The sequence below is a fragment of the Psychrobium sp. MM17-31 genome, from assembly GCF_022347785.1.
GTDB lineage: Bacteria > Pseudomonadota > Gammaproteobacteria > Enterobacterales > Psychrobiaceae > Psychrobium.
In genome coordinates, this window is the sequence record NZ_JAKRGA010000001.1 from 901,505 (window position 1) to 926,675 (window position 25,171).

At 44.0% G+C, this 25,171-nt stretch carries 24 protein-coding genes; 7 read left to right on the forward strand and 17 right to left on the reverse strand.

The window, feature by feature from the left end:
* Positions 1–3: 3 nt before the first annotated feature.
* The 3 genes from MHM98_RS03935 to MHM98_RS03945 all read left to right on the forward strand — a co-directional run bounded on the left by MHM98_RS03935 (position 4) and on the right by MHM98_RS03945 (position 3,648).
* A complete protein-coding gene (locus MHM98_RS03935; RefSeq protein WP_239437941.1) occupies positions 4–2,193 on the forward strand; it encodes a TonB-dependent receptor in 2,190 nt (729 codons plus the stop codon).
* A gap of 515 nt (positions 2,194–2,708) precedes the next feature.
* Positions 2,709–3,110 (forward strand): PaaI family thioesterase, encoded by a 402-nt coding sequence (locus MHM98_RS03940; protein WP_239437942.1) that lies wholly within the window; start codon positions 2,709–2,711, stop codon positions 3,108–3,110.
* A gap of 64 nt (positions 3,111–3,174) precedes the next feature.
* Positions 3,175–3,648: a hypothetical protein gene (locus tag MHM98_RS03945; RefSeq protein ID WP_239437943.1), complete on the forward strand. Its 474-nt coding sequence runs from the start codon at positions 3,175–3,177 to the stop codon at positions 3,646–3,648.
* A 100-nt stretch (positions 3,649–3,748) separates the two neighbouring features.
* On the opposite strand, the gene fahA is transcribed toward MHM98_RS03945, so the two are convergent.
* Positions 3,749–5,065 (reverse strand): fumarylacetoacetase, encoded by a 1,317-nt coding sequence (gene fahA / locus MHM98_RS03950; protein ID WP_239437944.1) that lies wholly within the window; start codon positions 5,063–5,065, stop codon positions 3,749–3,751.
* A 9-nt stretch (positions 5,066–5,074) separates the two neighbouring features.
* On the reverse strand, positions 5,075–5,626 hold the full coding sequence (locus MHM98_RS03955) for a VOC family protein (RefSeq protein ID WP_239437945.1): 552 nt from the start codon (positions 5,624–5,626) through the stop codon (positions 5,075–5,077).
* Positions 5,627–5,794: 168 nt separating this feature from the next.
* Between MHM98_RS03955 and MHM98_RS03960 the strand changes: the two genes are divergently transcribed.
* Positions 5,795–6,235, forward strand: coding sequence for a MarR family winged helix-turn-helix transcriptional regulator (locus MHM98_RS03960; protein ID WP_239437946.1), 441 nt, complete (start codon positions 5,795–5,797; stop codon positions 6,233–6,235).
* Here the strand turns inward: MHM98_RS03960 and MHM98_RS03965 are convergent.
* Complete coding sequence (locus MHM98_RS03965; RefSeq protein ID WP_239437947.1) at positions 6,210–7,094, reverse strand: DMT family transporter; 885 nt, start codon at positions 7,092–7,094, stop codon at positions 6,210–6,212. The genes MHM98_RS03960 and MHM98_RS03965 overlap by 26 nt on opposite strands.
* Before the next feature lie 72 nt (positions 7,095–7,166).
* On the opposite strand from MHM98_RS03965, the gene MHM98_RS03970 reads away from it, so the two are divergent.
* A complete protein-coding gene (locus MHM98_RS03970) occupies positions 7,167–7,685 on the forward strand; it encodes a methyltransferase domain-containing protein (protein ID WP_239437949.1) in 519 nt (172 codons plus the stop codon).
* On the opposite strand, the gene MHM98_RS03975 is transcribed toward MHM98_RS03970, so the two are convergent.
* Both MHM98_RS03975 and idi read right to left on the reverse strand, forming a co-directional pair.
* Complete coding sequence (locus MHM98_RS03975; protein ID WP_239437951.1) at positions 7,682–8,170, reverse strand: GNAT family protein; 489 nt, start codon at positions 8,168–8,170, stop codon at positions 7,682–7,684. The two genes, MHM98_RS03970 and MHM98_RS03975, sit on opposite strands and share 4 nt — an antisense overlap.
* A 59-nt stretch (positions 8,171–8,229) precedes the next feature.
* Positions 8,230–8,760, reverse strand: a complete 531-nt coding sequence (gene idi / locus MHM98_RS03980) for an isopentenyl-diphosphate Delta-isomerase (protein ID WP_239437952.1) — start codon at positions 8,758–8,760, stop codon at positions 8,230–8,232.
* 66 nt (positions 8,761–8,826) lie between these two features.
* On the opposite strand from idi, the gene MHM98_RS03985 reads away from it, so the two are divergent.
* Together MHM98_RS03985 and MHM98_RS03990 are read left to right on the forward strand one after the other, a co-directional pair.
* Entirely contained in the window at positions 8,827–9,261 is a 435-nt protein-coding gene (locus tag MHM98_RS03985; protein ID WP_239437954.1) for a GNAT family N-acetyltransferase, read from the forward strand.
* A gap of 359 nt (positions 9,262–9,620) precedes the next feature.
* Entirely contained in the window at positions 9,621–10,523 is a 903-nt protein-coding gene (locus tag MHM98_RS03990) for a LysR family transcriptional regulator (RefSeq protein WP_239437956.1), read from the forward strand.
* Between the two features lie 223 nt (positions 10,524–10,746).
* Here MHM98_RS03990 and MHM98_RS03995 read toward each other — a convergent pair whose 3' ends face one another.
* The 12 genes from MHM98_RS03995 to miaA form a co-directional block, all read right to left on the reverse strand.
* Positions 10,747–12,243 carry a hypothetical protein gene (locus MHM98_RS03995; protein ID WP_239437958.1) on the reverse strand — a complete coding sequence of 499 codons (1,497 nt, stop codon included), beginning with the start codon at positions 12,241–12,243 and terminating at the stop codon, positions 10,747–10,749.
* Entirely contained in the window at positions 12,236–14,374 is a 2,139-nt protein-coding gene (gene ppk1 / locus MHM98_RS04000) for a polyphosphate kinase 1 (protein WP_239437960.1), read from the reverse strand. The genes MHM98_RS03995 and ppk1 overlap by 8 nt, the downstream gene beginning before the upstream one ends.
* Positions 14,375–14,519: 145 nt before the next feature.
* The gene (locus MHM98_RS04005) at positions 14,520–15,506 is read right to left on the reverse strand and encodes a glycosyltransferase family 4 protein (RefSeq protein ID WP_239437961.1); all 987 of its coding nucleotides are present in this window, start codon (positions 15,504–15,506) and stop codon (positions 14,520–14,522) included.
* Positions 15,506–16,273 carry a glycosyltransferase family 2 protein gene (locus MHM98_RS04010; RefSeq protein ID WP_239437962.1) on the reverse strand — a complete coding sequence of 256 codons (768 nt, stop codon included), beginning with the start codon at positions 16,271–16,273 and terminating at the stop codon, positions 15,506–15,508. The genes MHM98_RS04005 and MHM98_RS04010 overlap by 1 nt, the downstream gene beginning before the upstream one ends.
* Positions 16,270–17,049, reverse strand: coding sequence for a glycosyltransferase family 2 protein (locus tag MHM98_RS04015; protein WP_239437963.1), 780 nt, complete (start codon positions 17,047–17,049; stop codon positions 16,270–16,272). Before MHM98_RS04015 ends, MHM98_RS04010 begins: the two co-directional genes overlap by 4 nt.
* A 116-nt stretch (positions 17,050–17,165) precedes the next feature.
* Positions 17,166–18,461, reverse strand: a complete 1,296-nt coding sequence (locus MHM98_RS04020; protein WP_239437964.1) for an adenylosuccinate synthase — start codon at positions 18,459–18,461, stop codon at positions 17,166–17,168.
* 162 nt (positions 18,462–18,623) lie between these two features.
* Complete coding sequence (locus MHM98_RS04025; protein WP_239437965.1) at positions 18,624–20,252, reverse strand: methyl-accepting chemotaxis protein; 1,629 nt, start codon at positions 20,250–20,252, stop codon at positions 18,624–18,626.
* Positions 20,253–20,428: 176 nt separating this feature from the next.
* Positions 20,429–21,310, reverse strand: a complete 882-nt coding sequence (hflC, locus tag MHM98_RS04030; protein ID WP_239437966.1) for a protease modulator HflC — start codon at positions 21,308–21,310, stop codon at positions 20,429–20,431.
* Between the two features lie 3 nt (positions 21,311–21,313).
* The gene (gene hflK / locus MHM98_RS04035; RefSeq protein WP_239437967.1) at positions 21,314–22,462 is read right to left on the reverse strand and encodes an FtsH protease activity modulator HflK; all 1,149 of its coding nucleotides are present in this window, start codon (positions 22,460–22,462) and stop codon (positions 21,314–21,316) included.
* A 63-nt stretch (positions 22,463–22,525) separates the two neighbouring features.
* Entirely contained in the window at positions 22,526–23,848 is a 1,323-nt protein-coding gene (gene hflX, locus MHM98_RS04040) for a ribosome rescue GTPase HflX (RefSeq protein WP_239437968.1), read from the reverse strand.
* 10 nt (positions 23,849–23,858) lie between these two features.
* On the reverse strand, positions 23,859–24,116 hold the full coding sequence (hfq, locus tag MHM98_RS04045) for an RNA chaperone Hfq (RefSeq protein WP_239437970.1): 258 nt from the start codon (positions 24,114–24,116) through the stop codon (positions 23,859–23,861).
* A 92-nt stretch (positions 24,117–24,208) separates the two neighbouring features.
* Complete coding sequence (miaA, locus tag MHM98_RS04050) at positions 24,209–25,165, reverse strand: tRNA (adenosine(37)-N6)-dimethylallyltransferase MiaA (RefSeq protein ID WP_239437972.1); 957 nt, start codon at positions 25,163–25,165, stop codon at positions 24,209–24,211.
* Positions 25,166–25,171: the final 6 nt, after the last annotated feature.

Genomic DNA, 25,171 nt, shown 5'->3' on the forward strand with positions numbered 1-25,171 from the left:
GCAATGACAACAGCTTCAAAACTATTACTCGCTCTTACTGGTTTAACCGCGCTTCACGCCAATGCCAATGAAGCCAAGAGCGACAAAACCGACAAACAAATTGAAATCATCAGCATCATCGGTCAAAAGCAACAGCTCAAACAAGAAACTGGCTCAGCTTATGCCCTTACCAAAGAGCAATTAGAGCAGTTTGAATTTGACGATATTCACCGTGTCCTACAAAGCGTTCCCGGCGTTTATATTCGCGAAGAAGACGGCTACGGCCTACGCCCAAACATCGGTATTCGCGGCGCGACCACCGAGCGCAGTAGCAAAATTACCTTAATGGAAGACGGCGTACTTATAGCACCCGCGCCATACGCAGCGCCAGCGGCTTATTACTTCCCCAATTCAGCCCGCATGACAGGCATCGAAGTGCTAAAAGGTCCATCGGCTATTAGCTATGGCCCTAACACCGTTGGCGGCGCGGTTAACATGCAGTCACGCGCTATTGAAGATGAAAACAAAGGCAACCTAGAACTGGCCTACGGTACAGATAACTACCAAAAAGCCCACGCTTATTATAACTACAGCAAAGACAATCTAGGTATGCTGATTGAAGGTCTGCGCCTGTCATCAGACGGCTTTAAAGAGCTCGACAACGGTGGCGATACAGGCTTTGTTAAAAACGAAGTATTATTTAAACTCAACTACGAGTTAGAAGACGATGGCATCTACCAACTGTGGCAATTTAAAGCAGGCTACAGCGACGAAGAGTCAAACGAAACCTACCTCGGTCTCACCGAAGACGACTTCAAAGCCAAACCAAACCGCCGTTACGCTGCCAGCCAAGACGATAAAATGGTATGGGATCACACGCAAACCCAAATTGGCCACTACATCGAGTTTAACGACGAGTTAAGTATTCACACTCAGGCATACCGCCGCGATTTCGACCGTGACTGGGGCAAGCTAAACCGCCTTAACACCAATCGCTCTATTCAAACTGTATTACAGTCGCCAACGACTGGTTTAAACGCAATTTATTACGATGTATTAACAGGCGCACGCGATTCGCAAATTGGCACCGACACCCTGATGTATGGCCATAACGATCGCCAATATTACTCACAAGGCATTCAATCGAAATTAGTCTGGCAAGCCAATCACTTTGGGGCCGATAGCGAGCTGGAATTCGGCATTCGCTTCCACCAAGATCAAGTAGAGCGTAACCACTTTGAAGATCCTTACTTGATGCAACAAGGCCAGCTAGTCGCCACCAACGGTGATACGCTAACCACCATCAAGAACAAGGATACAGTCGACGCACTAGCCACTCACATCAACTACCAATTAGCCTTTGACGCGCTAACGGTCACAGGTGGTGTGCGCATCGAAAACATCGACGGCAAACATAAAGACTTACTCAACGCCGCCAACAACACCACTAACAGCCAAACACTGGTTTCACCGGGATTAGGCGCGTTCTACCGCCTAAACGACGAGTTTGGTTTACTAGCTGGCGTCAACAAAGGCTTCGTACCCAATGGTCCAAGCCAAGGCGATGACATCGATGCCGAAGAAAGCTGGAATTACGAGTTTGGCCTGCGCTACGGCAATGGCGTCACTCAAGGTGAAATCGTCGGTTTCTTTACCGATTACTCAAACCTAAAAGGCAACTGTACTTTCTCAAGCGGCTGTTTAAGCAACATCGACCAAGAGTTCAATGGCGGTGCGGTTGAAGTGAAAGGCCTAGAAGCTAGCTATGCAAGCCAGTGGCAACTCACGGACAGTATTTCTATTCCACTGAGCATCAACTACACCTACACCCAATCAGAATTCCAAAGCGATTTCTTATCGACCTTTATCCAATGGGGCGATGTCAGCAAAGGCGACGAATTACCATACATGCCAAAGAACCAATGGAGCATCGAAACAGGTCTACAAGGTGAAGATTGGAAAGTAGCGCTAATTGCCAAACACGTGGATAAGATGCGTGAAGCAGCAGGTGAACGCACCGAACTCTCAGGCTACTGGACTGACGCCATCGACCAAATCGATGTATCAGCTTATAAGGAGTTAAGCGAAGGTTTACGTGTATACGGCAAAATCGACAACCTAACTGACCAGCAAGATATTGTCTCTCGCCGTCCATTTGGGGCGCGTGCTAGTAAGCCAAGGATGTTTACTGTTGGGGTGAAATACGATTTCTAGGAGTTTAGCGTAACTTTTTGGTGTGCTTATTAGCCTTTCGTGCCTATTTTTCTTAAGTGATAGCACACCAGTCACTTTTTTTTATGAAATACATCCCTGTATTTCCCCCTACGGGTAGCCTGCGGCTATTCAAATTTGTTCCAGACAAATTTGTGCGTCGCCACTAGAATATCTGGAATATTCTAGGACCGCGAAAGCGGGTCGCGCAGCGATAAATCTCAGGACGAGATTTACAAAAAAAGTAACCCAAAAAGGCGACCCGTGGTTTTATCGCTCAATCTTAATCTGAAAATAGCTTTTTCAGTACCGTATTTGATCCGCGTCCCTGCGGCAAATACTAGAAAATCATCCATGATTTTCTTACTGCGCTATTTTCAAATTAAGGCGATAAAAAACGGGAGTGATCTGCGCTATAAGTTCTGCATACTTAATTACAGTAATTCGATAAACGCTTATTTTTTAATGTATAAAAATCCGTGTTAAGGTATTTACTTTTTAGTTACTGAGACTTAGAAATGCTAGACAAGGAACAACTCGACGAGTTTTTTAAAACTGAATTTCCACAAGCTGATTTTATTATTCAAGAATTAGGTAAGCGTAGTGCAGTTGTTAAAAAGGAAATCGGCCACCAGCATTTAAGGCCCGGCGGCACAGTCTCGGGGCCAACCATGATGGAAGTTGCAGATACAGCCTTGTATGTCGCTATTCTCAACGAAATCGGCCTAGTTTCCCTCGCCGTTACCACCAACCTCAATATCAATTTCCTACGTAAGCCAGCCGCTAACAAAGACATCATTGGCGAATGTCGCCTCATTAAAGTCGGAAAATCATTAATCGTTGGTGATGTATTTTTGTATTCAGAAGGGATGGCAGAGCCGATAGCGCATGCGACTGGGACTTATTCGGTTCCTCACTAAATAGCAGAGTCTCAAACATTAATTCACTGGGTCAAATTTAAAGATAAAACTAAAGGAATTTAAAGTGAAAAGATTGATATTTATTCTCATAGCATTACTAGCTATAAAAAATTCTAACGCAGGAGTCCTAAGTGACAACTGTGAAGTGCCAAAAAAGCTTATGGCGCATGTAATATCTGAAGATGTAATAGGCTATATAAGTGGTAAAAAGTCTTCTCTTGATGCGTATCTCAAGCAACATGGCTATAAAAACTTTACTGATTACACATTTACAAATGAAAGATACAGCAAAGCGATTGAGCTAGTCGTGACGAATAAAGAGCTCCTTGGGGATAAATATATAATGGCACTCGATGCTAAGATTAATGCTCCAGAAAAGAAAGAAGCGATGATAAGTTCACTTAAGCGAGTATTTAAAAAATGTGGAAAAGACAAAGATAAAGCATTTAAAAAAGCTTCTGATTATTCAAATTTCATAACCGGAGAAAACAAGATATTTGAGTACTATTTGCTCACGATTGCAACAATGATTGAATAGGCTTCACACTAAAAGTAAGAGTTACACAGATTAAAGACGCGACAAAAAAAGCCAGCTAATTCCCATTAGCTGGCTTTCTCATTTCTAAAACTTAAAAAGCTTATTTCGCTGGTAGCACTAGCGAGTAACACTCACCGAAACCGATGCGTTTTGCGCCTTCTTTTTCACAGAAACCACGCATTACGATGGCGTCACCGTCTTCAACGAAACCGCGGGTTTCGCCGTTGCCTAAATCAAGACGATTTTTACCAGCGCTGGTTAGCTCTAATAATGAACCAGCTTCTTCTGCGTTAGGACCTGATTGCGTGCCACTACCGAAGAAGTCACCTGCAACTAAGTTACAACCGTTTACTGTGTGGTGAGCAACCATTTGTGCTGTCGTCCAGTAAGAGTGACGGAAGCTTGAGTTGGTTAGCTTAGCCGCTGGTTCACCTGCATCGCGCATTTTTGGTGTTTCAAGGAACACTTCTACTTGCACATCGTAAGAGCCGATGTCGCTGTTACGCTGACTTGATAAATATTCCATTGGCTGTGGATCGTTTTCGTCACGCGTCCAGCCCATTCTGAATGGTGCTAGCGCTTCGTTAGTGACAATCCATGGTGATACCGTTGAAGCGAAGTTTTTAGCAAGGAATGGACCTAATGGCTGATATTCCCAACCTTGGATATCACGTGCTGACCAGTCGTTGAATAAACACATACCGAATACGTGCTCATCGGCGTCGTCTAGTGCGATAGCATCGCCTAATTCATTACCGCCACCGATGTAGATACCCATTTCCATTTCGTAGTCTAAACGCTTACATGGGCCGAAGCTTGGTGCGTCTGCGTCTGGTGCTTTAGTTTGACCTTTTGGACGTGGGAAGGCTTGGCCTGATACGCCAATTGACGATGAACGGCCGTGGTAACCGATTGGGATCCACTTGTAGTTTGGTAGTAATGGGTTGTCTGGACGGAAGAACGAACCAACAGTTGTTGCGTGGTGAATCGACGTGTAGAAATCTGTGTAATCACCGATGCGACAAGGTAGGTCATATTCAGCATCGCTTTGCGCTACTAAACAAGCTTCTACTTCAATTTCATATTCACTATCAGTGCTTAGCGCCATTGATAGTGCAGCACGTAATGCAGACCACACGCGTGATGGCTGTGCCATAAACTCGTTAAGTGTGCTTTGGCTACATAGCTTAAGTGCGTTTGCTACGTCGCCTTCGAATAAGTTCTTGTCGGCTAGTGCCGCTAAATCAACGATTTGATCGCCAATGGCTACGCCGCCACGGAAGTTTTCATCGCTGCCTTTGCGCTTAAAAATAGCGAATGGCAAGTTTTGAATTGGAAAGTCAGTCTCGCCATTGGCCGACTCAACCCAGCTAGTTAGCGCTGGATTGTGGGTTTCATTTAATAAGTTGTAAGACATGATGAGTCCTTAAGATTCGTTATCGTCGCTAAATTCTAATTCGTGTAACCATGCTGCATGTTTCGGCGCTTTCTTGGTTACTGACCATTCTTCGATCATCTCAGGCGCTACGCGCTTAAGCTCTTCCATTTGTTCTGGTGTGCCGCTGCGATACGTCAACTCTAAACGATGACCGTTAGGATCGAAAAAGTAAATTGAGTGAATAATGCCATGATTGGTAATGCCAAGTACATCGATACCTTTGCTTTCAAGTTCAGCTTTGGCGGCGGTGAGCTCGTCGCGATCTTTCACTTCAAACGCGATGTGTTGAACCCATTCTGGCGTGTTGGTATCGCGTCCCATTTTCGGACTGTTTGGCAATTCGAAAAACGCGAGAATGTTGCCCATGCCTGCATCTAAAAACAGGTGCATGTAAGGATCTGGCGCCTTGGTTGACGGCACGCGATCTTCACTAATTGCCACCAGCAATTCCATATTGAGGTGCTCTTGATACCACTCAGCGGTTTCTTTGGCGCAGTTACAGCGATACGCCACGTGATGCATTTGTTGGATGTTAATCATGGATAACTCCCATTATTGAAAGGCATTCTTATTTTCATGCCAAATAGTTACATGCTTAAAAGATTTAGTAACAAATGATACTAGTTTGATTTCGATGTTAGTATCATTTGTTACTAAAGTCAATTGTGGTTAGAATGACTCAGTCGCCGTGATTTAAGGGTATAAAAAATGAAGCAACATCTTGATCTTGAAAACTTCTTTCCTTACCAGTTTTCAATTTTAGCCCAACAAATGAGTGAATATATTGCGCAAATTTATCGCCAGCAATACGGTTTATCACGCTTTGAATGGCGCGCACTCGCGGCAATAGCCCAGCAAAGTGACATTACTGCAAAAGATATAATGCAAATCACCCGCCTCGATAAAATGCAGGTAAGCCGTGCTATCGCCAAACTAAGCGATAGCGGCTATGTTACCCAAACGGCAAGTAAAACCGACCGCCGCTCAAGCACGCTGTCACTAAGTAAAGATGGTCAAGCGTTGTATGAAGAGATAGTGCCGCAGGTATTAACTCGCGAGCAGGAGTTATTAAGTCATTTAACGCCGCAAGAGCGCAATGCCTATACTTCAATTACTCAGAAACTTAGTCAGATGTTGGAGCAGTCTTAACCGTTAGATATACGCCTACTAAGCTCAATAGCAATCCAAGGATGGCCAAGGGCGGAAATTGCTCATCAAAATAGAGCCACGCTTGAATGGCAGTAATGCCGGGAACAAGATAAAAATACGATGCGACTTTCTCGCTTGCACCGTGTTTAATCATGTATAGCAGCAATAGGATTGCTAATACTGACATCCCTAATACTAACCAAGCTAGCGTCAGAATAAGCGGCAGTTGCCAATCGACAACCTGCGTTTCAAAAGAAAAGGTTAATACGGCCATTAGCACAGCAGTTGCGATATATTGTACAAACGATGCGCTAAGCAAATTGACCGAACCGCTATAGCGCTTTTGATACAGCGATCCAAAAGTTATTCCGCACAGCGCAATTAATGCTGCCGCTATCATTTGCCAATTTAACGAAAATTCTGCCAATGCCCCTTTGGCGGCTAACACCATGAGTACGCCACCAAAGCCCAAGGCAAGCCCTAGCCATTGTTTGGCGTTAATTGAGGCGCTTTTCATGAGTAATAAGGCGGTTAATAGTGGCTGCATAGAAACGAGCAGTGCAATAACGCCCGCTGGCATTCCAAACTGCACCGCGCTAAATACACCGCCCAAATAAGCACCGTGGATCAGCAGTCCCGCTACCGTTTGATGTTTTAATTGCTCCCCCTTAAGCAAGGGCGCTTTATACCACCACAGCAGCAAACCAAATACGCCCACCGCCATAATGATGCGCAAAAATAGCAAGTAAAAAGGCTCGATATATGGCAGTGCAAACACTGCACTTATGAAGCCTGTACTCCATAAAAACACAAACAACGCGGGAATGAATTTAGTCAAAGAGTTTGTGGCTGATTGCATGTACGGCGCTATCGCTAATTGAAATGAGGTGAGCTATGCTAACACGCAAAATCTAAATACAGAATGAACAATATGTCTTGTAACGGCGAGCAGCCAGCCATCCTGCTGCAAAAAGTAAATCACTTATTACCGCCAAGCGCTAAGGTGCTAGATCTCGCCTGTGGTTTCGGTCGTAACGGCAAATATTTAGCAGCGCAGGGCCACAAGGTATCTTTCCTTGATAAAAATTCAGAAGCACTAGCAGAGATACAGCAGCAACGGCTTCAGAGTGAAATTATAGAGGCGGATTTAGAATGCGATAATCCGTATCAACTACCACAAAATCGGTACGATGCCATTGTCGTCTTTCGCTATTTGCATCGCCCGCTGATGCCGACAATAGTCGATGCTTTAAAACCTGGTGGCCTAGTTGTGTATGAGACCTTTAATCATCAACAAGCCGATATTGGTAGGCCGCGCAACCCCAACTTTTTATTGCAAGATGGCGAACTTGCCACACATTTTCCAAACTTTGAATTAATCCACCAGTTCGATGGTTTCGATGAAGCGCAACAGGCGTTTATAAGTCAATTTGTTGGTCGTAAGCCTTAAAGTAATTTGGCGTAGATGTGCTCATCAAAATAATGACCGTCTTTAAACGACACCTGTTTAAGGGTGCCTTCTAATTCAAAGTCATTGTTTTGTAAGACACCAATCGATGCGAGGTTTGCGGTGACGACTGAGACAAATAATCGCTGGAAGCGCTGAGTGTGCTTTAGTCGCTGGACAAATAGCGCCACCGCTTGACTACCATAGCCTTGTCGCCACTTAGATCTTGCTAACCAATATCCCAGTTCAGCGCTGCGTTGATATTCAAACTGCCCCGGCTGAGCCGAAATACAACCAATGAGCTGACCATCGAGACAAACCGCCTGAATTAGTGGATTACCCTCGCTATACTCAATCCACCATTTGGCATCACTGAGCGTGTAAGGCTTGGGAATAGCGGCCGTGATAAAGCGGGTTACTTGCTCATCATTAAGATATTGCACTAAAAACGGTGCATCATCAGCGTAAAAATCGCGGAGTTGAAGCATATAATCAAACACTTAAGACAAAAAATCAGTGTCTGATAATATGTCTAATTACGCAAGCGCTAGCTTAATACAGATTTAATCTTTTCAAAGGTAGGTGCAAACCACGGCGTAAACTGTTCTGGTGTTTGCTGTAATTGCAGCTCGATATTGTCAATCGATACCCAACGCAACGCCTGTACTTCGTCGGGATTAAATTGATCGATGGCAGGGTTTTCATGGGCAACAAAAAGGTGGTCGAACTCGTGTTCAATCAACTCATTTGGCATTATCGCTTTGTACAAATGGCTACCAACCCAAGTTAGGGATTTTAGCTCAACGCCCAGCTCTTCGACTACACGGTTAAGCGCTGAGGTCTCAACATCTTCATCAGGCTGTGGATGTGAACAGCAGCTGTTACTCCATAGCAAGGCGCCGTGATATTTAGAGGCAGCGCGCTGTTGCAGCAACACTTGAGTTTCCCCTTGGTGTTGCCGCGTAATAAAAACTGAAAACGCGCGATGAAGTAATCCTTGTTGGTGCGCCAGTAGTTTTTCCGCACTACCCATTGCTTGATCATTCTCATCGACCAAGACGACACAATTGCGGTGCATGGTATTTCTCTTTCTAAAAAACGCCAGTATTATACAGAATAATTTCAATTAAAGATCACATACCTAATGAGCAATATCGAAGATTTAATCATTGAACCGGTACTCACCCCGCAACAACAAGATGTCGAAGATCTGTTAACGGGATTGCGCGCCTATAACATTTCTCAATTGTGGCAAAACGAAAAGCGTCCTGTTGCTTGTATGATCAGACATATTGATGGCTCTATCGCTGGCGGTATTTTTGGTTATATCAGTTGGGGCTGGTGCAGTATTGAAATGCTGTGGGTAGACGAGCAATATCGAGGCAATGATTTAGCTACTAAGATAATGCGCCGTATGGAGAATTACGCCATTGGCGAAGGAATAACTCGTTTTAAGCTCGAAACAGGTAGCTTCCAAGCCTTAGATTTTTATAAGAAATTAGGTTATGAAGTCTATGCCGAACTAGAAGATTACCCTATCGGTCAAACGAATTATTACTTGCGTAAACTGTTGGAATAGTTCAAAAATTAAACGCATCAGATTTTCTCATCTGTCGGTGAATTTAACTCGTTTGCCGACACTCCCTCCCCCAATTAAGATGACCTTGTTTTAAAGATTCCAGATAGATTTTTTAGAACACTTAGACTCCCTTAGGAATCCTTTTCAATTCCTGTATTTGATTTATTTAATGGCACCGAATTTTACGGTGCCTTTTTTTATCCAAAATAAAGACTCCAATTAGTGCAATTGCACTATAGCGGTGCAACATCCCTTACCCATTCGAAACTTCAATGACTTAAAGCTAATAAAATCAATGCATTAACTATTGGAATATCACTTGCTTTTAGCTAGTGGTTTATTTCAACAAGTCTTTTTATATGTCCGTTCAAACACCTATCAGAGGGTTGCGCTCATTTTGTGTTGCAGCCAAGTGCCTTAGTTTTAAGCATGCTGCTAATCAGCTCTATCTCACGCCATCGGCAGTAAGCCATCAAATAAAACAGTTAGAAGAACAATTAGGTACCGAGCTATTTATTCGCGGTACCCGCTCTATTACGTTAAGCGCTATGGGCAAACAGTTTTATCAATCGGTAGCGCCCATTATTCACGAATTAGAGTCCACCATTAGCGAGTTTACTCAGCGCACCTCTAATAAAACCATTGTCATTGCCTTGCCTGAGTTTTTTGCCAGCGAGCTATTTATTCCGAAATTAAAACAGTGGTCGGCGCAATATCCTGATATCAATTTGCAACTGGAAATGATGAGTGTGGGCGAGCAAGCTTCGCCACTGGCAGATTTATCGATTGTGTTATCAAGCAGCCAGCCCAACGCCAGCGTGGTAGAAGAGCTTTTTCCAATGCGCTATGTGCCTGCCTGTAATCAGCAAGTGGCGCAAGAATTTAAGCAATCGAATCAATCTCTCAATCAGTTTCCACTGATTCTTCATCGTAGCAGACCTTGGGCATGGCACCAATGGGCAGATGCAGCAAAAGTCGAGGATTTCGATCCTAAACAAATCATTCAACTAGATAGCATGTACGGTATTGCACGAGCTGCTCAGCAAGGAATGGGTGTTGCATTAATTCCGCTGCCCATTAGTCAGGCATGGTTCGATAATAAGTCGTTAGTGCCCTTGTTTGATTGCGCACTCGACACTAAAGATCGTTATTTTTTGATTCAGCACGAGAACCTTAATAACAGACCCGAGTTAACGCTGTTTTCAGAGTGGGTAGTAGAGAATTTTACGGCGCTACCATCATCTACAGATGAAATTATTTAGTTTGTGAAATATACGTGCCGAAGATACATTGAAATTGTCAAAGCACACACCAAGGAGAGTAATCATGTTGAATTATATGAAAACATCAATAGAGCGCGTCAGTGACTTTATCTACCTCGTTAACCACATCGATGTCACTCAATGGGACGAAGTTGGCCAGCGTGATGACTAAGCAACGCCTCATAACTTCGCACTGGTAGCTCTGCACTAAGTAACATAGTTTTTATGCTTGGTGCAGCGTCTCGCAGCGCAAATTTAAAGTAACACCAGCGTTGTGTAAACGCAGTTTCTCTTGATGTAAATCGCTGATCAAACCATTGCTACCACTCAAACTCGGCGGCACCTCGCCGACAATAAAGTGCTCATCGTCGACAATAACCTTTAAGGGAATAGGCGCACTGTTCAAACGACCTTTAGTACAAATGATCGCTAGTCTAAACAGACTGAGCAGTGTTAAAAAACGTGTTTGGTCGAGTTCATTAAGTAGAGGATCTGATTTGATTTTACCGCGGTGATAACGCACCAAGCCGCGGATCATCGTCTTCTCATAATCATTAAACCCCAGCATCTCACTGTGCTCAATAATATAAGCACTGTGACATTGGCGCTTCTTAGAGTTTATTGCCAAACCAATTTCATGCAGCTGCGCCGCCCATGTTAAACAAGCATATTCCTCATCGCTAAGGGCTTCGCTTTCAGGAAGCTGCTCAACAAAGTTAGTGAGCTGATTAATCACCCGGCGACTATAGGCCACATCGGTGTGATAAAGCTTGGTCATGTTATCCAGTGTTTGACGACGAATATCGCTATCAAACGTCGCTTCACTCAGGCCATAGAGCACACCTTCCCGCAATGCCGATGAACAATAATCCATGCTATTGACGCCAAATGTCTTGAAGATATTTTGCAGAATACAAACCGCCGTTGGCAGCAATCGCGTTTTCTCGGGATCGAACATTGGCAGATCAATATCATCAATCCGTTGCCATTCAATCAATTGCTTTTTTAACTTATTGAGTAGCTTTAATGTGATGGTTTCGCTTTGATACAGATGCGCGATGACTTGGCTAACAATCTTTATTGAACCTGAGGTACCAAGCACATGTTTCCAGCCAAACTTCTGATAGCGCTCGGCAATGCTTACCAATTGATTGTTCACTAATTCACTCGCCTTTTTAAAGGCTTTGTTTGTGATTTCACCATCGCTAAAACACAATTTACGCAAGTGGCTCGAACCAATCTCAAGGCTGGCTGTTAACGTCGGTTCAAAGTGACGACCAACAATAAACTCGGTGCTGCCACCGCCAATATCGACAATGAAAGTGCGCTCAACAATAGCTTGTGTGTGTGCAATGCCCTGAAAAATTAGCTGCGCTTCAGTCACGCCGTCAATTACTTCAATCGGATATGGCAGCACCTTAAACGCCGCTTTGATAAAGTCATCGCGATTAACCGCTTTGCGTACGCTGTGCGTCGCGACAATGCGCACTCGTGATTGCGGCAATCTCGAAAACGCCTGCGAAAATTCTTTAAGACAAGCAACAGCGCGCTCAATCGCAAGCTCGGATAAGTGATTATTTTCATCGAGCCCCAACGCCAAATTAATGCGCTGTTTTTGACGTTCGACAATCACAATTTTCCCCGCCTGCTCCTTAGCAATAATCATTTGAAAACTGTTTGAACCTATGTCGATAGCGACAAAATGGTTGTTATCACTCATGGGTAATCACCTCAAGTTGCGATTCTTTCTCTGCGTTAACCTGTTCTAATTCTTCGTCGATTGCATCTTTGACGAGTTGTCGTTGCTGTTTAGCAAGGTATTGCGCGATTGCCATTTGCGCCTGTGTTTGTTGGCCAATATCTTGCGGATGAATCTGATAAGGATTGGTTTGTTCTTTGTTGATCAAACGCGCTTTAACATTGTCTTGTAGCTGAATGTTAATGATATCGATAATGGTCTGTTTCACCTCAGGACAATAAACAGGACAGCCCACTTCGACGCGGCGGTCGATATTACGAGCCATCCAGTCAGCCGAAGAAATAAAGACTTTTGGATCGCCATCGTTTTCGCAGATAAGCACTCGCGGGTGCTCTAAATAGCGATCGACAATACTAATCGCACTAATGTTTTCACTCTGTCCCTCCACGCCAGTTTCAAGGGAACATATACCGCGCACAATGAGCTGAATTTTGACGCCGGCATTATTAGCTTCATAGAGCTTGGCAATCAGGCGCTTATCAACCAAGTTATTAACCTTGAGAATAATGCCATTTTTGCGCCCTTCGGTGGCGGCACTAATTTCTTGATTTATTAGCTCGTTCAATCGCTGGCGGGCATTTATTGGCGATACCGTGAGATGGTGAAACGATGATTGCTGATAAGGTCGTTCAATGAAATTAAACACCTTAACCAGCTCGCGGGTTAGCTTTGGGTGACAGCTAAACAAACTAAAATCGGTGTATATCTTGGCGTTTTTCTCATTGAAATTACCGGTACCATAGTGTCCATAATATTTGAGCTGATTACCTTCGAGACGACTTATCAAACATATCTTAGCGTGAACCTTGAGGCCGCTAATGCCATAGCTCACTTCGGCCCCTGCATTGGTGAGTTTTTCAGCCCACATCAGATTTGCTTCCTCATCAAAGCGCGCTTGCAGCTCAATATTAACCTTAACTTGTTTGCCATTTTTTACCGCTTCGGTAAGGGCCGAAATGACGCGGGATTTTTTAGCCACTCGATAGAGGCAGATCTGGATGCTTTGCACCTTGGGATCAAACGCCGCTTGACGCAACAATTCGGTAAAATAGGAAAACTTGTGATATGGGTAATACAGCAAGATATCGCGCTCGGCGATAGCACTAAAGGCGTTGTTGTATTGATTGAAATGTTGATGATCGAGGGCTGGGATCTTTTTGAACTCCAGCGATTTTCGGCCCATGCTTGGAAACTCAATAAAGTCTTTAAAGCTGTGGTATCGGCCGCCGGAAATCAGCCCTTGGCGATCGCTAATCTCTAAGTGCTCAATCAGAGTATCGAGCATCGATTGTGGCATTTTGTGATCGTACACCAAACGCACTGGCACGGCGTTTAAACGACGCTTTAACCCCGAGCTCATTTGTTCATAGAGGCTTTGGCTAAATTCTTGTTTTAGATCGAGAGTGGCATCGCGGGTTAGCTTCATCGAATAGGCACTGATGCGGTCAAATTCGAAAAAGCCTGAGAAAATATCGACCAAACAATAACGGATGATATTGTCTAATAGCATAATGTATTTATGGCCATCGCCTTTGTCGTGTGGCAATTCAACAAAGCGCGGCACATTGCTACTCGGCACTTCCACCAAGGCGTATTGCGCAGGATGCAAACCACTCATCTCCACCATTAAATAAGTACAATCATCGTTAATGTTGTCACTGAGTTTGGTTTTGTTGTTAATGAGGAGCGGAAAGATATGACGGCGCAATTTATTGCGATAGTACTCTCGCAACCATTGACCTTGCTCTTCGTTGACCTGTGTTTCGTTGATAAGGTGGATGTCGTTATCGTCGAGCTCTCGCAGTAAATCGATATAGGTGGCATCAAACTCTCGCTGCGATGCAATTACCTTAGATTGAATATCATCGAACAGCTTGAGGGCCTTTTGCTTATGGCTAGCATCCTGACTGAGTAACACTTGACGTCTAACATTAGCAACACGCACCCGATAAAACTCGTCCATGTTGCTAGAATATATCCCCAAGAAACGAAAGCGCTCTAATAAAGGAACATTCTCGTCTTGCGCTTCTTGCAATACACGGTGATTAAACGAGAGCCAACTCAGCTCTTTTTCAATAGTGCGATTTTCCATTTTTAATCTGCCTTCAACAACTTATAACGCGATTGTATAAACTGCATATGACACTTTTATGGCGAACTGTCATAGTGTCATATTACATTGCCATAAATTAGTTGGTTAGCGCCATGATTTAGCACAAAAAACAAGCAGATTTAAATTATGAAGAAACAGGTAACAATTGGTGGTAATTTTGGTCGCTAAAGGGTGCTGATTTATTTAGGGCCTCTCCCGCCAACACTCTCTCATAGCAAACTTGGTAGCCTTGCGCCATTCTATGATGACTAAACTGAGTCACCGCCACTTCATGGCAAGTGTTGCGGTTAAAATGGCTGACATTGGCGATTGCTTGTTGCAGCTCTTGATAATCTGAAGAAAGCAGACCGGTCTCTACTTCGGTAATAATTTCAGGCAAGGCACCATAAGGTGTCGAAAACACCGGCGTGCCTAAATAAAGCGATTCTATAATCGCCAGGCCAAATGGCTCATGCCAGCGCACAGGAAAAATAAGGCCTTGCGAGTGTTTGATAAGCTGATTCTTACGCTCGCCACCGACCATACCTGCAAATGACAAACGGCGATCGAGGTAGCAATAGAACTGGCGGCTAAAATTAACTCGGCTTCCTCCCAACACATTGAGTTTTACATCACTGGCTCTGGCAATATCGATTGTCCCCGACAGATTTTTTATTGGCCAGCTCGCCTTGCCCAGAAAATGAAAATAGTCCTTTGGCGCGCTAAATTTTGGCTCGCCATACTCTTGCCAATCTAAGCCATTGTAAACATAGCACTCTGCGTGATGATTTTGGGCATGCTTTTGACTCAAAAATATCGTATTTACTCCATACTCACGCTTGCCACGCGCATTGCCATGCTCAGTAGATACATAAGGAGTGTTAAGTTCACCGGCAAATGGGCAGTGAAAATGCACAATATCAGGCCATGATCCTATTTGTTCTTCTAAAGGCAATTTGCTATCAATAACACGGGCGTTGCTAGGTAAGTGAGGCGCTTGCCCCCACAAAAACTGCACCTGATGTCCTGCTGCGATTTGTGCTTTAGCTAACGACCAAACCACCCGTTCGGTGCCGCCATAACCACGTGCAGGTAATGATATTTTACTATTAAGAACGTGAAGGATTTTCATTAGCGAGATGCGTCCTTACTTAATTCAAACAGTTTTGCTTCTTTTAAAAAGGCATAAGTCGCTTCTAAATGTGCGGTAATAAGACCACGCACGCCCGACATAAACATCTTGCGCAGGAGATAGCTTTTAATAAAGCTCAGCGGGTAAACCAATACCAGTTTGAGCATTGACGGCGACTTAGCTGCATTGTGCTTCTCTTGCGCCTTTAATGACGAGTAGCAATTGAATTTATTGGCTAGCATCTCAGTCGAGTTGTACCCATAGTGAGTCACTAGCGATGTAACCGATTTCACACGTGTGCCCTTTTTCAAAACGAGATTCTCATGAACAAGGCGTTTAATAGGATAATTGGCGAACGATCGCTTAAATGCCCTAATGATCGAGCGTTTACGAGATGACTTTGCCATTGAGCGTCCCCACAATAAGTCGTCAAAGTGAAGGCGAATGGCATCGGCACTGTCTTGATTAATGATGTGGTAAATCTCATCGATATTACGCTGGCTCAGCACCTCATCACCGTCAATATTTATCACCCACTCATGTTTACATTGACGCATCGCGAAATCTTTTTGCTTGGCGTATCCAAGCCAATCTTGATGGATGACTCGCGCACCATTTTCTTGAGCGATACGCACAGTGTCATCACTACTGCCAGAATCCACCACTATCACCTCATCAAAGCAGCTCAATGCCGCAACAACCTTGGCGATATGCGCCTCTTCGTTCTTGGTGATTACGAAAGCACTAATGGCTACATTTGAAGTCATTTAGTTTCTCCTGGGGAATTGAACTCAGCGAGTGCTGCGTATTTATGAAAGGCATATTGGCCAAGAACGATGGCCATCATTAGACCGCGCCAGCCATCAAGAAAGCCAAGGCGCAGCAAGTATTGCTGAATAAAATCAGTAAAGAAGCGTAAACACGCATAGGGCATAGACGCGGTCTTTCCTTTGTCGTGCTTCTCTTTTGCTAACAAACAGGCATATTTGAGGTGTTTTTCTTGCACGTGTTGATAATTGCGCCAACTGTAATGAGCAAGACCATGACGCAGCGTTAACGACCTTTTATTGGGGAGTAATAAGGTTTCGTGTACTTGGCGATTTTTAAAAGACGCGCCAGTTTTTAAAAATAACTTACCTTGTGGTGAGGCGTAGCGCCCAAACTTGAGCGGTTTACCAAAGAAATAGGTATACCATTTAAATTGGATAACATTGACGTCAATATCTCGCTGAGACAACACTTCATCGACCTCATTTTTGAGGTCGTTAGACATCACTTCATCGGCGTCAATGTTTAACACCCAATCATGCTGACATCGCTTTAAAGCTCGATTGCGCTGCTGCCCATAACCCGGCCAGTCAGTTTGATGGACGGTGGCATAACGCTTGGCAATTTCAACTGTGTTATCTGTAGAGCCTGAGTCTAAAACAATCAGCTCATCAACCCAGCCCGCTAATGATGCAAGACAGCGCTCAATACGATCTTCTTCATTGCAAGCAATGACAAAACAAGAGATAGGATATTTTCGGCAATGACTAGCCATTACAATGCCCCAATAGCTTAACTAGGGCACCAATTTATCGTTATAGCAGTCGAAAAAATGTCAGGAAAAACAAAAAAGCCCCGCGAGAGCGAGGCCTTTAAAGCAGAGTTAACCTATTATGCGAATGGGTTAACCAGCGTGATAGTCTCAACGCGATCAGGACCTGTTGAAATGATATCTACAGGAACTTCTAATAACTCTTCGATGCGAGCGATGTAATCAAGTGCTGCTTGTGGCAACTCTTCACGCTTTTGAACACCGAATGTGTTATCAGACCAACCCGGCATGCTTTCGTATACAGGTGTCACCTTCTCGAAATCATCAGCAGCCATTGGCGGGATGTTTGATACTGTGCCATCTTCTAGTTTGTAACCAGTACAGATTTTTAACTCTTCTAAACCGTCTAATACGTCTAATTTAGTTAGACATAGACCAGAGATAGAGTTGATTTGGATAGCGCGGCGCATTGCAACAGCGTCTAACCAACCAGTACGGCGTTTACGACCAGTAGTCGCACCAAACTCGTGACCTTTAACACCTAGGTGTTGACCAACTTCACAATCAAGTTCAGTTGGGAAAGGGCCAGAACCAACACGAGTAGTGTAAGCTTTGATGATACCTAATACGTAATCGATGTGACGTGGACCGAAACCAGCACCAGTAGCAACACCACCAGCAGTCGTGTTTGAAGACGTTACGTATGGGTAAGTACCGTGATCGATGTCTAGTAAAGTACCTTGAGCACCTTCGAACATAATCTTGTCGCCGTTTTTACGCGCTTCATCAAGTAGTTCAGTCACATCAACAACCATAGATTTCAGCATATCAGCTACTTTAAGCGCATCTTCTAATGTCTTATCGTAGTCAACAGCGTCAACTTTGTAGTAAGTAGTCAGCATGAAGTTGTGGTATTCCATCACTTCTTTTAACTTGGCTGCGAAGGTTTCTTTATCGAATAAATCGCCGACACGTAAACCGCGGCGAGATACTTTATCTTCGTAGGCAGGACCAATACCACGACCAGTTGTACCAATAGCTTTGTTACCACGAGCGATTTCACGCGCTTGGTCTAATGCGATGTGGTAAGGAAGGATAAGTGGACAAGCTTCACTGATGCGTAGACGATCGCGAACTGGTACGCCGCGCTCTTCTAACATTTGCATTTCTTTTAGTAATGCTTCTGGTGATAACACCACCCCATTACCGATAATGCTCATTAAGTTGTCGCGTAAAATACCCGATGGGATAAGGTGAAGAACCGTTTTTTCACCATCGATTACTAGCGTGTGACCTGCATTGTGACCACCTTGATAACGTACTGCGTACTTAGCGCTATCAGTTAAAAGATCAACAATCTTACCTTTACCCTCGTCGCCCCATTGGGTGCCGAGCACAACTACATTATTTGCCATTGTTTTGTTCACGGTTGGAAATTAAAGCGGAATTCTAACAGATTTTTTCGCCAGATCTAGCAAATACTTCACTTTTATCGGCGGATCAATTCACAAGTTTTTCAAGGGCTAGTATCCCTTGAAAAACCCTTGTTAGAGCGTAAATTTAACTATCTATTTTTATTAGCTTTTTAATTTAAAGGTCGAGACCGAAGAATTAAGTTGATATACCAACTCCAAGACTTGTTGACTAGCACTTAATGAATTCGCCGCGCCAGAAGATGTCTCACTCGACATATCACTTATTTTCGTAATACTAAATTCGATTTCATTGGCAACATCAGATTGCTGAGAAATAGCCTCTGCCATTTCTGCGTTCATATCATTAATGCGCTGAATACCATCGATAATACTATTGAGCACTTGGTCAGTATTTTGCGCATTGGCTGACGTATCCCCTGCCAATGAAAGCGTTTTTTCCATTTGCACAGCTGACTCTTCAGCATTGACTTGCAACTTAGTAATCATATTTTGAATATCTTGGGTCGAATCATTCGTGCGCTGTGCTAATTGGCGCACCTCATCGGCAACCACCGCAAAACCTCTCCCCTGTTCACCTGCTCGCGCCGCTTCAATGGCGGCATTTAATGCCAAAAGATTCGTTTGCTCTGAAATACCTTTGATGACATCAACCACTGCGCCAATGTCGTTACTGTAATTTACTAATTCGCGGATACTCGCCGTAGTGCTATCAACTTGCTGCTGCATCGTCATAATCGAGTCGACAGTCTTTGCCACCACTTCCTGACCATTCATGGCCTCATCAGACATTTGCTGCGCTGCAGCTGCCGTGTCTTGGGCTGATCGAACAACGCCTTCGACATTAGCACTCATTTCGGTAATTGCCGAAGCTACTAGTTCCGTCTGATGGCGCTCTGCGTCAATAGTGGTACTCGTTTGTTGAGAAATCGTCGCTACCTGTTGTGCTTGCTCTTCTAGCGACTTCGTCGCAAAGAACACATCGCTCAATAAGCTATTGAGGCGCTCCTGCATTTGTGACATTGCCAAATAAATACCTGAGCGTTTCTTGTCAGTAAAACGTGAAGTTAAGTCGCCATCGGCAATAGCATTAGAGATTTCACTTAAACGGGCAGGCTCGCCGCCTAAAGGTAAGGTAATACTGCGGGTTATTATTAACCCACCAGCAGTTACTAATATCAAGGTAAATGCTACAAATACGCCAAAACCGATTTCCGTGCTCACTAACTCGTCATGAGCATTATCGACAAATTCAGCAGCCTTTTTAAAAGCAAACTCTTCAAGATACAGTAGGCGTTGATTAATCTTGTTAACGTGCTCTTTACCTTCGTATTTGGTGATGTTGGCTGCGGCAACGCGATCGCCATTGGCGACAAGCTCAATCACCTTATCGCGAATAGGCTTCCATTGGACAATAAGTTGCTTAACTTCTTCGATTTTCGATTTATCACCTAAAAATCGCTCCTGTAATAAATCAAATTGAGCAAATACTTTCTTTTCTGATTTATCTAACGCCGTCATCGCACTACGACGTTGCTCATCACCTTTAGCCAGTACCACATCTTTCATAGAGCGATGCATCGCCGTAACACCAACTTCGATTTTTAACACTGCCGTACTCACCGCAAAAGGATGCTTGTAGAGCTTGTCTGTCATATAGGAAAGAGAGGCCATTTTATTGGCGGAGTAAATAGCGATAGCAATCATAAAGACGGCGGGAATACCAAAACCAACAAGTAATCTGGTTTTAACACTTAGTTTAGAAAAGTCCATTTTATCTCCAAATAGACGTACCAAAAAACAACAAGAGACTACGCCATATAAAAAGGAGGCAAGCATAGCAATCTAACGCTATTATGCCATTAAGCCTTGGTAGTAGAATTGATCAAAAACAAAGAACCCAGCACTTGGCTGGGTTCTTTCATCATATAAATCAACGCGGTAAGGTACTATTTAGCGTTTGGATTTTTCATGTATTTGAAGAAATCGTTGTCTGGTTTCACTACCATGACATCAGAAGAGTTTCCGAAAGATTTCTTATAAGCATCCATCGAACGCAGGAAGCTAAAGAATTCTGGATCTTTACCATAGGCGTTGGCGTAAATATCAGCTGCCTCTGCATCACCTTCACCGCGAGTAATACGCGCTGCTGAATCAGCATTCGCTAGCATAATCGCCACTTTAGCATCGATGTCTGCACGAATAATCTCTGATTGCTCTTTACCTTTCGAACGGTGCTCTTTAGCTACCGCTAAACGCTCTGCACGCATACGTTGGTAAATGCTGCTACGAACCGCTTGTGGTAGTTCAATTTGCTTAACGCGCATATCAACTAATTCAACGCCAATATCTGTTGCTTTTTCCGCAGCTTCTTTCAGCGCTTCGTCCATTAGCTCGCTACGCTCACCAGATACGATTTGTGAAATAGTACGAGTACCGAATGAGCTACGTAGGCCATCACTGATTTTTTGCTTCAAGATGTTTTCTGCGTTGAATTTGTTACCACCGCCTGTACGTAGGTAGTAAGTAGCGAAGTCTTTAATGCGCCATTTCACGTATGAATCAACGATCAAATCTTTCTTTTCAGAAGTAACGAAACGATCTGGCTCACCGTCAAGGGTTTGAATACGCGCATCTAGCACACGTACTGAATCAACAAGCGGCAACTTCATATGCAAACCAGGTTTTACCACCATAGTTTGATCGTTGGCGTCTTTTAACACCGCCGAGAAACGCACGATAATACCGCGCTGACCTTCGTAAATAACATACAGCGAAGAGTAAGCAAAAAGCACTGCCGCCGTTAATAAGATAACAATGATACGAACCATGACTTAGTTTCTCCCTTGGCGTGATACATCGCGCGAGTAACCACGCTGAGAGTCATTAACTGTTGAAGTAGTGGTTTTAGGCACAACAACATTATCTACCATAGAGCGTTTTGGCGCTGGCACCTTGTGCTGCTTAAGGATTTGATCCAATGGTAAGTACATCATGTTATTACCGCCGTCTACATCAACCATCACCTTGTTAGTGTTGCCGTAAACTTCCTCGATAGTCTCAAGGTAAATACGCTCACGAGTTACTTCTTTAGCGTTTTGATACGCAGGAAGCAGTTTCTCAAAACGTGCTACTTCACCTTTCGCAGCTAAAATTTGCTGCTCTTTATAAGCTTTAGCTTGCTGCTCTAGACGACGTACCTGACCACGCGCTTGTGGCTCAATACTCAATGCATAGGCTTCAGCTTCACGGATGTAACGCTCTTCATCTTCTTGTGCTGCGATTGCATCATCAAAAGAACCTTTTACTTCTTCAGGCGGACGCGCTGGAAGGAAGTTAACGTCGACAATCGCGAAACCTAAGTTATAGCTTTCAATAATCTTTTTAAGCTCAACTTCTGTCTGCTGACGTACCAGCTCACGGCCGGTAGTTAATAAGTCATCCATTGTTGTATGACCAACAACATAGCGCAAAGCACTGTCTGTGGCGTGGCTTAACGAGTTAGCAGGATCAACGGCACTAAATAAATACTGCTCAGGATTAGTCACGCGGTATTGTACGTCCATCTCAACACGTACTACGTTTTCGTCTTGTGTTAACATGAAACCCGCTGCAGGTAACGAACGAATCGCTTCAATATCTACCGGGATTACTGTATCAACAAAGGTTGGTTTCCACTTTAAGCCAGGGTCAACTTGACCAACAACTTCACCAAAGCGCAAAACAACACCGCGCTCTGCTTCTTTAATAGTGTAGAAACCACTAACGCCCCAAACTACTGCTGCCAACGCTAAGATAAGCATCAGGCCAGCGCCAGATAAACCGCCGCCTGTGCCATTATTTGATGATTTACCACCAAACATGCCACCAAACTTTTTGTTTAAATCACCAAAAACATCACCAAGATCTGGTGGCCCTTGATCTTTGCCACCTTTATTGCCCCAAGGATCTTTGTCCTTATTTCCAGGCTCATTCCAGGCCATAATCGCTCCAATAATTAAAAGTAAATCTTAAATTTGCCGTAATATTATTTATCTTACAGCGTTTTATTCTTCTAGAGTATCACTGTCGGGGACAGGACCGTCGACATATTGTAACAACTCTTTTTCTGTTCGTTTTAACAGCTTATTCCAATCAACGAGTGGTAGTCGCACTGTCAATATCGTGTTGCCCATTTCATCATAGTCTTCACTGACCACAAAATCTGACTTGTAAAACATACCTTTGTATTTACCAGCCACTTGAGCAGGCAACTGCAGCGTTTGTTGGACAATCTTTCCCGCCAATAATTCAGACAAGGCTTGCGACAACAACTCCATACCTAAATCGCGTTGGGCTGAAATCCACACTCGAATTGGCACGCCTTCATCGTCGCGATCAATACGCGGCGTTAACGGCTCCTCTAACGCGTCAATTTTATTACAGACCAATAATTGTGGGATTTCGTCGGCGTCAATTTGCGACAGAACACTAGTAACTTGCTCTATATTATCTAGTTTTCTAGGATCGGCAACATCAATTACATGTAATAGTAAATCCGCCTCTTGCGTTTCTTGCAATGTCGCTTGAAACGCCGCTACTAAATCATGTGGCAAATGCCTAATAAACCCTACCGTATCGGCGAGGATCACATCGCCAACATCTTCGATATCAATCTTTCTCAACGTAGGGTCTAGCGTCGCAAATAACTGGTCTGCCGCGTATACCGATGCTTCAGTAATGCGGTTAAACAAAGTCGATTTACCAGCATTGGTGTAACCCACTAGCGAAACTGTTGGCACTTCAGCGCGAGCTCTAGAGCGTCGGCCCTGCTCACGCTGCTTAGACACCTTATCTAAACGAGCCAAAATATTCTTGATCCGACCGCGTAATAAACGTCTATCGGTTTCAAGCTGCGTTTCACCAGGACCACGTAAACCTATACCACCTTTTTGGCGCTCCAAGTGAGTCCAACCGCGAATAAGTCGGGTAGAAATATGACGCAGCTGTGCCAATTCAACTTGCAGTTTACCTTCATGGGTACGTGCGCGTTGAGCAAAGATATCGAGAATAAGCGAGGTGCGATCTAACACGCGACATTGACACAATGCCTCGAGGTTTCGCTCTTGGGAAGGAGTTAACGCGTGATTGAAAATAACGACGTCGGCCTTTAATGCCGCCACGGTATCTGCAATTTCTTGAGCCTTACCACTGCCGACGAAAAACTTAGCTTGCGGAAATTGACGACTGCCCGTAACGGCGCCGCAGGTTTCAACCCCTGCAGAGGATACGAGCAGTTCTAATTCTTCTAAGTCTTCGCGATCGTCTTCTGATGAAAAATCTATATGAACAAGGACCGCCTTTTCGCCGGTCTCAAAACGATCAAACAAAAATGTTTCCTTAGTTTTCTGTGTTCTCAGCTGACTCGTCAGATTGAGCTTGCTGATGCGCATTAAACGGTCGTGCAGGCACAACAGTTGAAATAGCGTGCTTGTAAACCATTTGGCTTACCGTATTGCGCAATAAAATGACAAATTGATCGAATGATTCAATTTGACCTTGAAGTTTAATGCCATTTACCAAGTAAATCGCTACTGGGCAGCGTTCACGGCGAAGTGCATTAAGAAATGGGTCTTGTAATGATTGTCCCTTAGCCATAGCTAATCCTTTTCAATGTTGTTGTAATTTATAATGTTATTATTCTTAATAAACCAATCTAAAACTCAATACTTCAGAGTTTTTTCTTACAATTAGTTCAACGAATCTACTACCAGTTTCATGTTTAACGCCAATGTTTGTTCGGCGTTTTCGCCCATCGGCGTTTGTAACTTAATAAGCTTATCCCATCCGCGCAGCCAAGTCATCTGACGTTTAGCTAATTGACGCGTTGCGACTATTCCGCGATAGACCATTTCATCATAATCTATATTGCCGTCTATGTAGTCCCACATCTGGCGATAGCCAACACAGCGAATCGATGGCATATCAACATGTAAGTCACCGCGATTGTATAAGTCTCTCACTTCTTGCTCAAAGCCTTGTTTAAGCATTTGCTTATAGCGAAGTTCGATCCTTTCGTGCAATTGCGATCGCTCTGGAGGATAAATAGCAAATTGTACAATATCAAATGGCAAATCATTATCAACTGTTTGTGTCAATTGCGTCATAGACTTTCCGCTAATGCGATAAACCTCTAATGCCCGCGACAAGCGCTGTGGGTCATTTGGATGTATGCGCTCGGCGGCAACAGGATCGACCTCTTTGAGTTGATCGTGCAACCACTGCCAACCATATTTATCGGCCTGGGCTTCTATTTCTTGACGAATTTTAGGATCAGCCTTCGGTAACGGCGATAAACCGTCAAGCAAGGCTTTAAAATACATCATGGTGCCACCAACCAATAGCGGCGTTTTGCCTCGCGCTGTAATGTCGTGCATTAATGCCAAGGCATCTTTACGAAAATCGGCAGCAGAATAAGGCACACTAGGATCGAGAATATCGATTAACGCATGCGGCGCTCGCGCCTGCTCTTGCGCATTGGGTTTAGCACTACCAATATCAAACCCTTTGTAAATAAGCGCCGAATCAACCGAAATAATTTCACAGTTGTGTTGTTCGCTTAAGCGAATCGCCAATTCGGTTTTACCACTGGCCGTTGGTCCCATTAAGAAAATGGCTTTAGGCAGTGTTTGTTCGCTATTGCTCATTAACAA

What these genes read in the sequence shown, in the direction of transcription:
- MHM98_RS03935 (WP_239437941.1), top strand. Translation starts at nt 4, where the DNA reads ATGACAACAGCTTCAAAACTATTACTCGCTCTTACTGGTTTAACCGCG.
- MHM98_RS03940 (WP_239437942.1), top strand. Translation starts at nt 2,709, where the DNA reads ATGCTAGACAAGGAACAACTCGACGAGTTTTTTAAAACTGAATTTCCA.
- fahA (WP_239437944.1), bottom strand. Translation starts at nt 5,065, where the DNA reads ATGTCTTACAACTTATTAAATGAAACCCACAATCCAGCGCTAACTAGC.
- MHM98_RS03955 (WP_239437945.1), bottom strand. Translation starts at nt 5,626, where the DNA reads ATGATTAACATCCAACAAATGCATCACGTGGCGTATCGCTGTAACTGC.
- MHM98_RS03960 (WP_239437946.1), top strand. Translation starts at nt 5,795, where the DNA reads ATGAAGCAACATCTTGATCTTGAAAACTTCTTTCCTTACCAGTTTTCA.
- MHM98_RS03965 (WP_239437947.1), bottom strand. Translation starts at nt 7,094, where the DNA reads ATGCAATCAGCCACAAACTCTTTGACTAAATTCATTCCCGCGTTGTTT.
- MHM98_RS03970 (WP_239437949.1), top strand. Translation starts at nt 7,167, where the DNA reads ATGTCTTGTAACGGCGAGCAGCCAGCCATCCTGCTGCAAAAAGTAAAT.
- MHM98_RS03975 (WP_239437951.1), bottom strand. Translation starts at nt 8,170, where the DNA reads ATGCTTCAACTCCGCGATTTTTACGCTGATGATGCACCGTTTTTAGTG.
- idi (WP_239437952.1), bottom strand. Translation starts at nt 8,760, where the DNA reads ATGCACCGCAATTGTGTCGTCTTGGTCGATGAGAATGATCAAGCAATG.
- MHM98_RS03985 (WP_239437954.1), top strand. Translation starts at nt 8,827, where the DNA reads ATGAGCAATATCGAAGATTTAATCATTGAACCGGTACTCACCCCGCAA.
- MHM98_RS03990 (WP_239437956.1), top strand. Translation starts at nt 9,621, where the DNA reads ATGTCCGTTCAAACACCTATCAGAGGGTTGCGCTCATTTTGTGTTGCA.
- MHM98_RS03995 (WP_239437958.1), bottom strand. Translation starts at nt 12,243, where the DNA reads ATGAGTGATAACAACCATTTTGTCGCTATCGACATAGGTTCAAACAGT.
- ppk1 (WP_239437960.1), bottom strand. Translation starts at nt 14,374, where the DNA reads ATGGAAAATCGCACTATTGAAAAAGAGCTGAGTTGGCTCTCGTTTAAT.
- MHM98_RS04005 (WP_239437961.1), bottom strand. Translation starts at nt 15,506, where the DNA reads ATGAAAATCCTTCACGTTCTTAATAGTAAAATATCATTACCTGCACGT.
- MHM98_RS04010 (WP_239437962.1), bottom strand. Translation starts at nt 16,273, where the DNA reads ATGACTTCAAATGTAGCCATTAGTGCTTTCGTAATCACCAAGAACGAA.
- MHM98_RS04015 (WP_239437963.1), bottom strand. Translation starts at nt 17,049, where the DNA reads ATGGCTAGTCATTGCCGAAAATATCCTATCTCTTGTTTTGTCATTGCT.
- MHM98_RS04020 (WP_239437964.1), bottom strand. Translation starts at nt 18,461, where the DNA reads ATGGCAAATAATGTAGTTGTGCTCGGCACCCAATGGGGCGACGAGGGT.
- MHM98_RS04025 (WP_239437965.1), bottom strand. Translation starts at nt 20,252, where the DNA reads ATGGACTTTTCTAAACTAAGTGTTAAAACCAGATTACTTGTTGGTTTT.
- hflC (WP_239437966.1), bottom strand. Translation starts at nt 21,310, where the DNA reads ATGGTTCGTATCATTGTTATCTTATTAACGGCGGCAGTGCTTTTTGCT.
- hflK (WP_239437967.1), bottom strand. Translation starts at nt 22,462, where the DNA reads ATGGCCTGGAATGAGCCTGGAAATAAGGACAAAGATCCTTGGGGCAAT.
- hfq (WP_239437970.1), bottom strand. Translation starts at nt 24,116, where the DNA reads ATGGCTAAGGGACAATCATTACAAGACCCATTTCTTAATGCACTTCGC.
- miaA (WP_239437972.1), bottom strand. Translation starts at nt 25,165, where the DNA reads ATGAGCAATAGCGAACAAACACTGCCTAAAGCCATTTTCTTAATGGGA.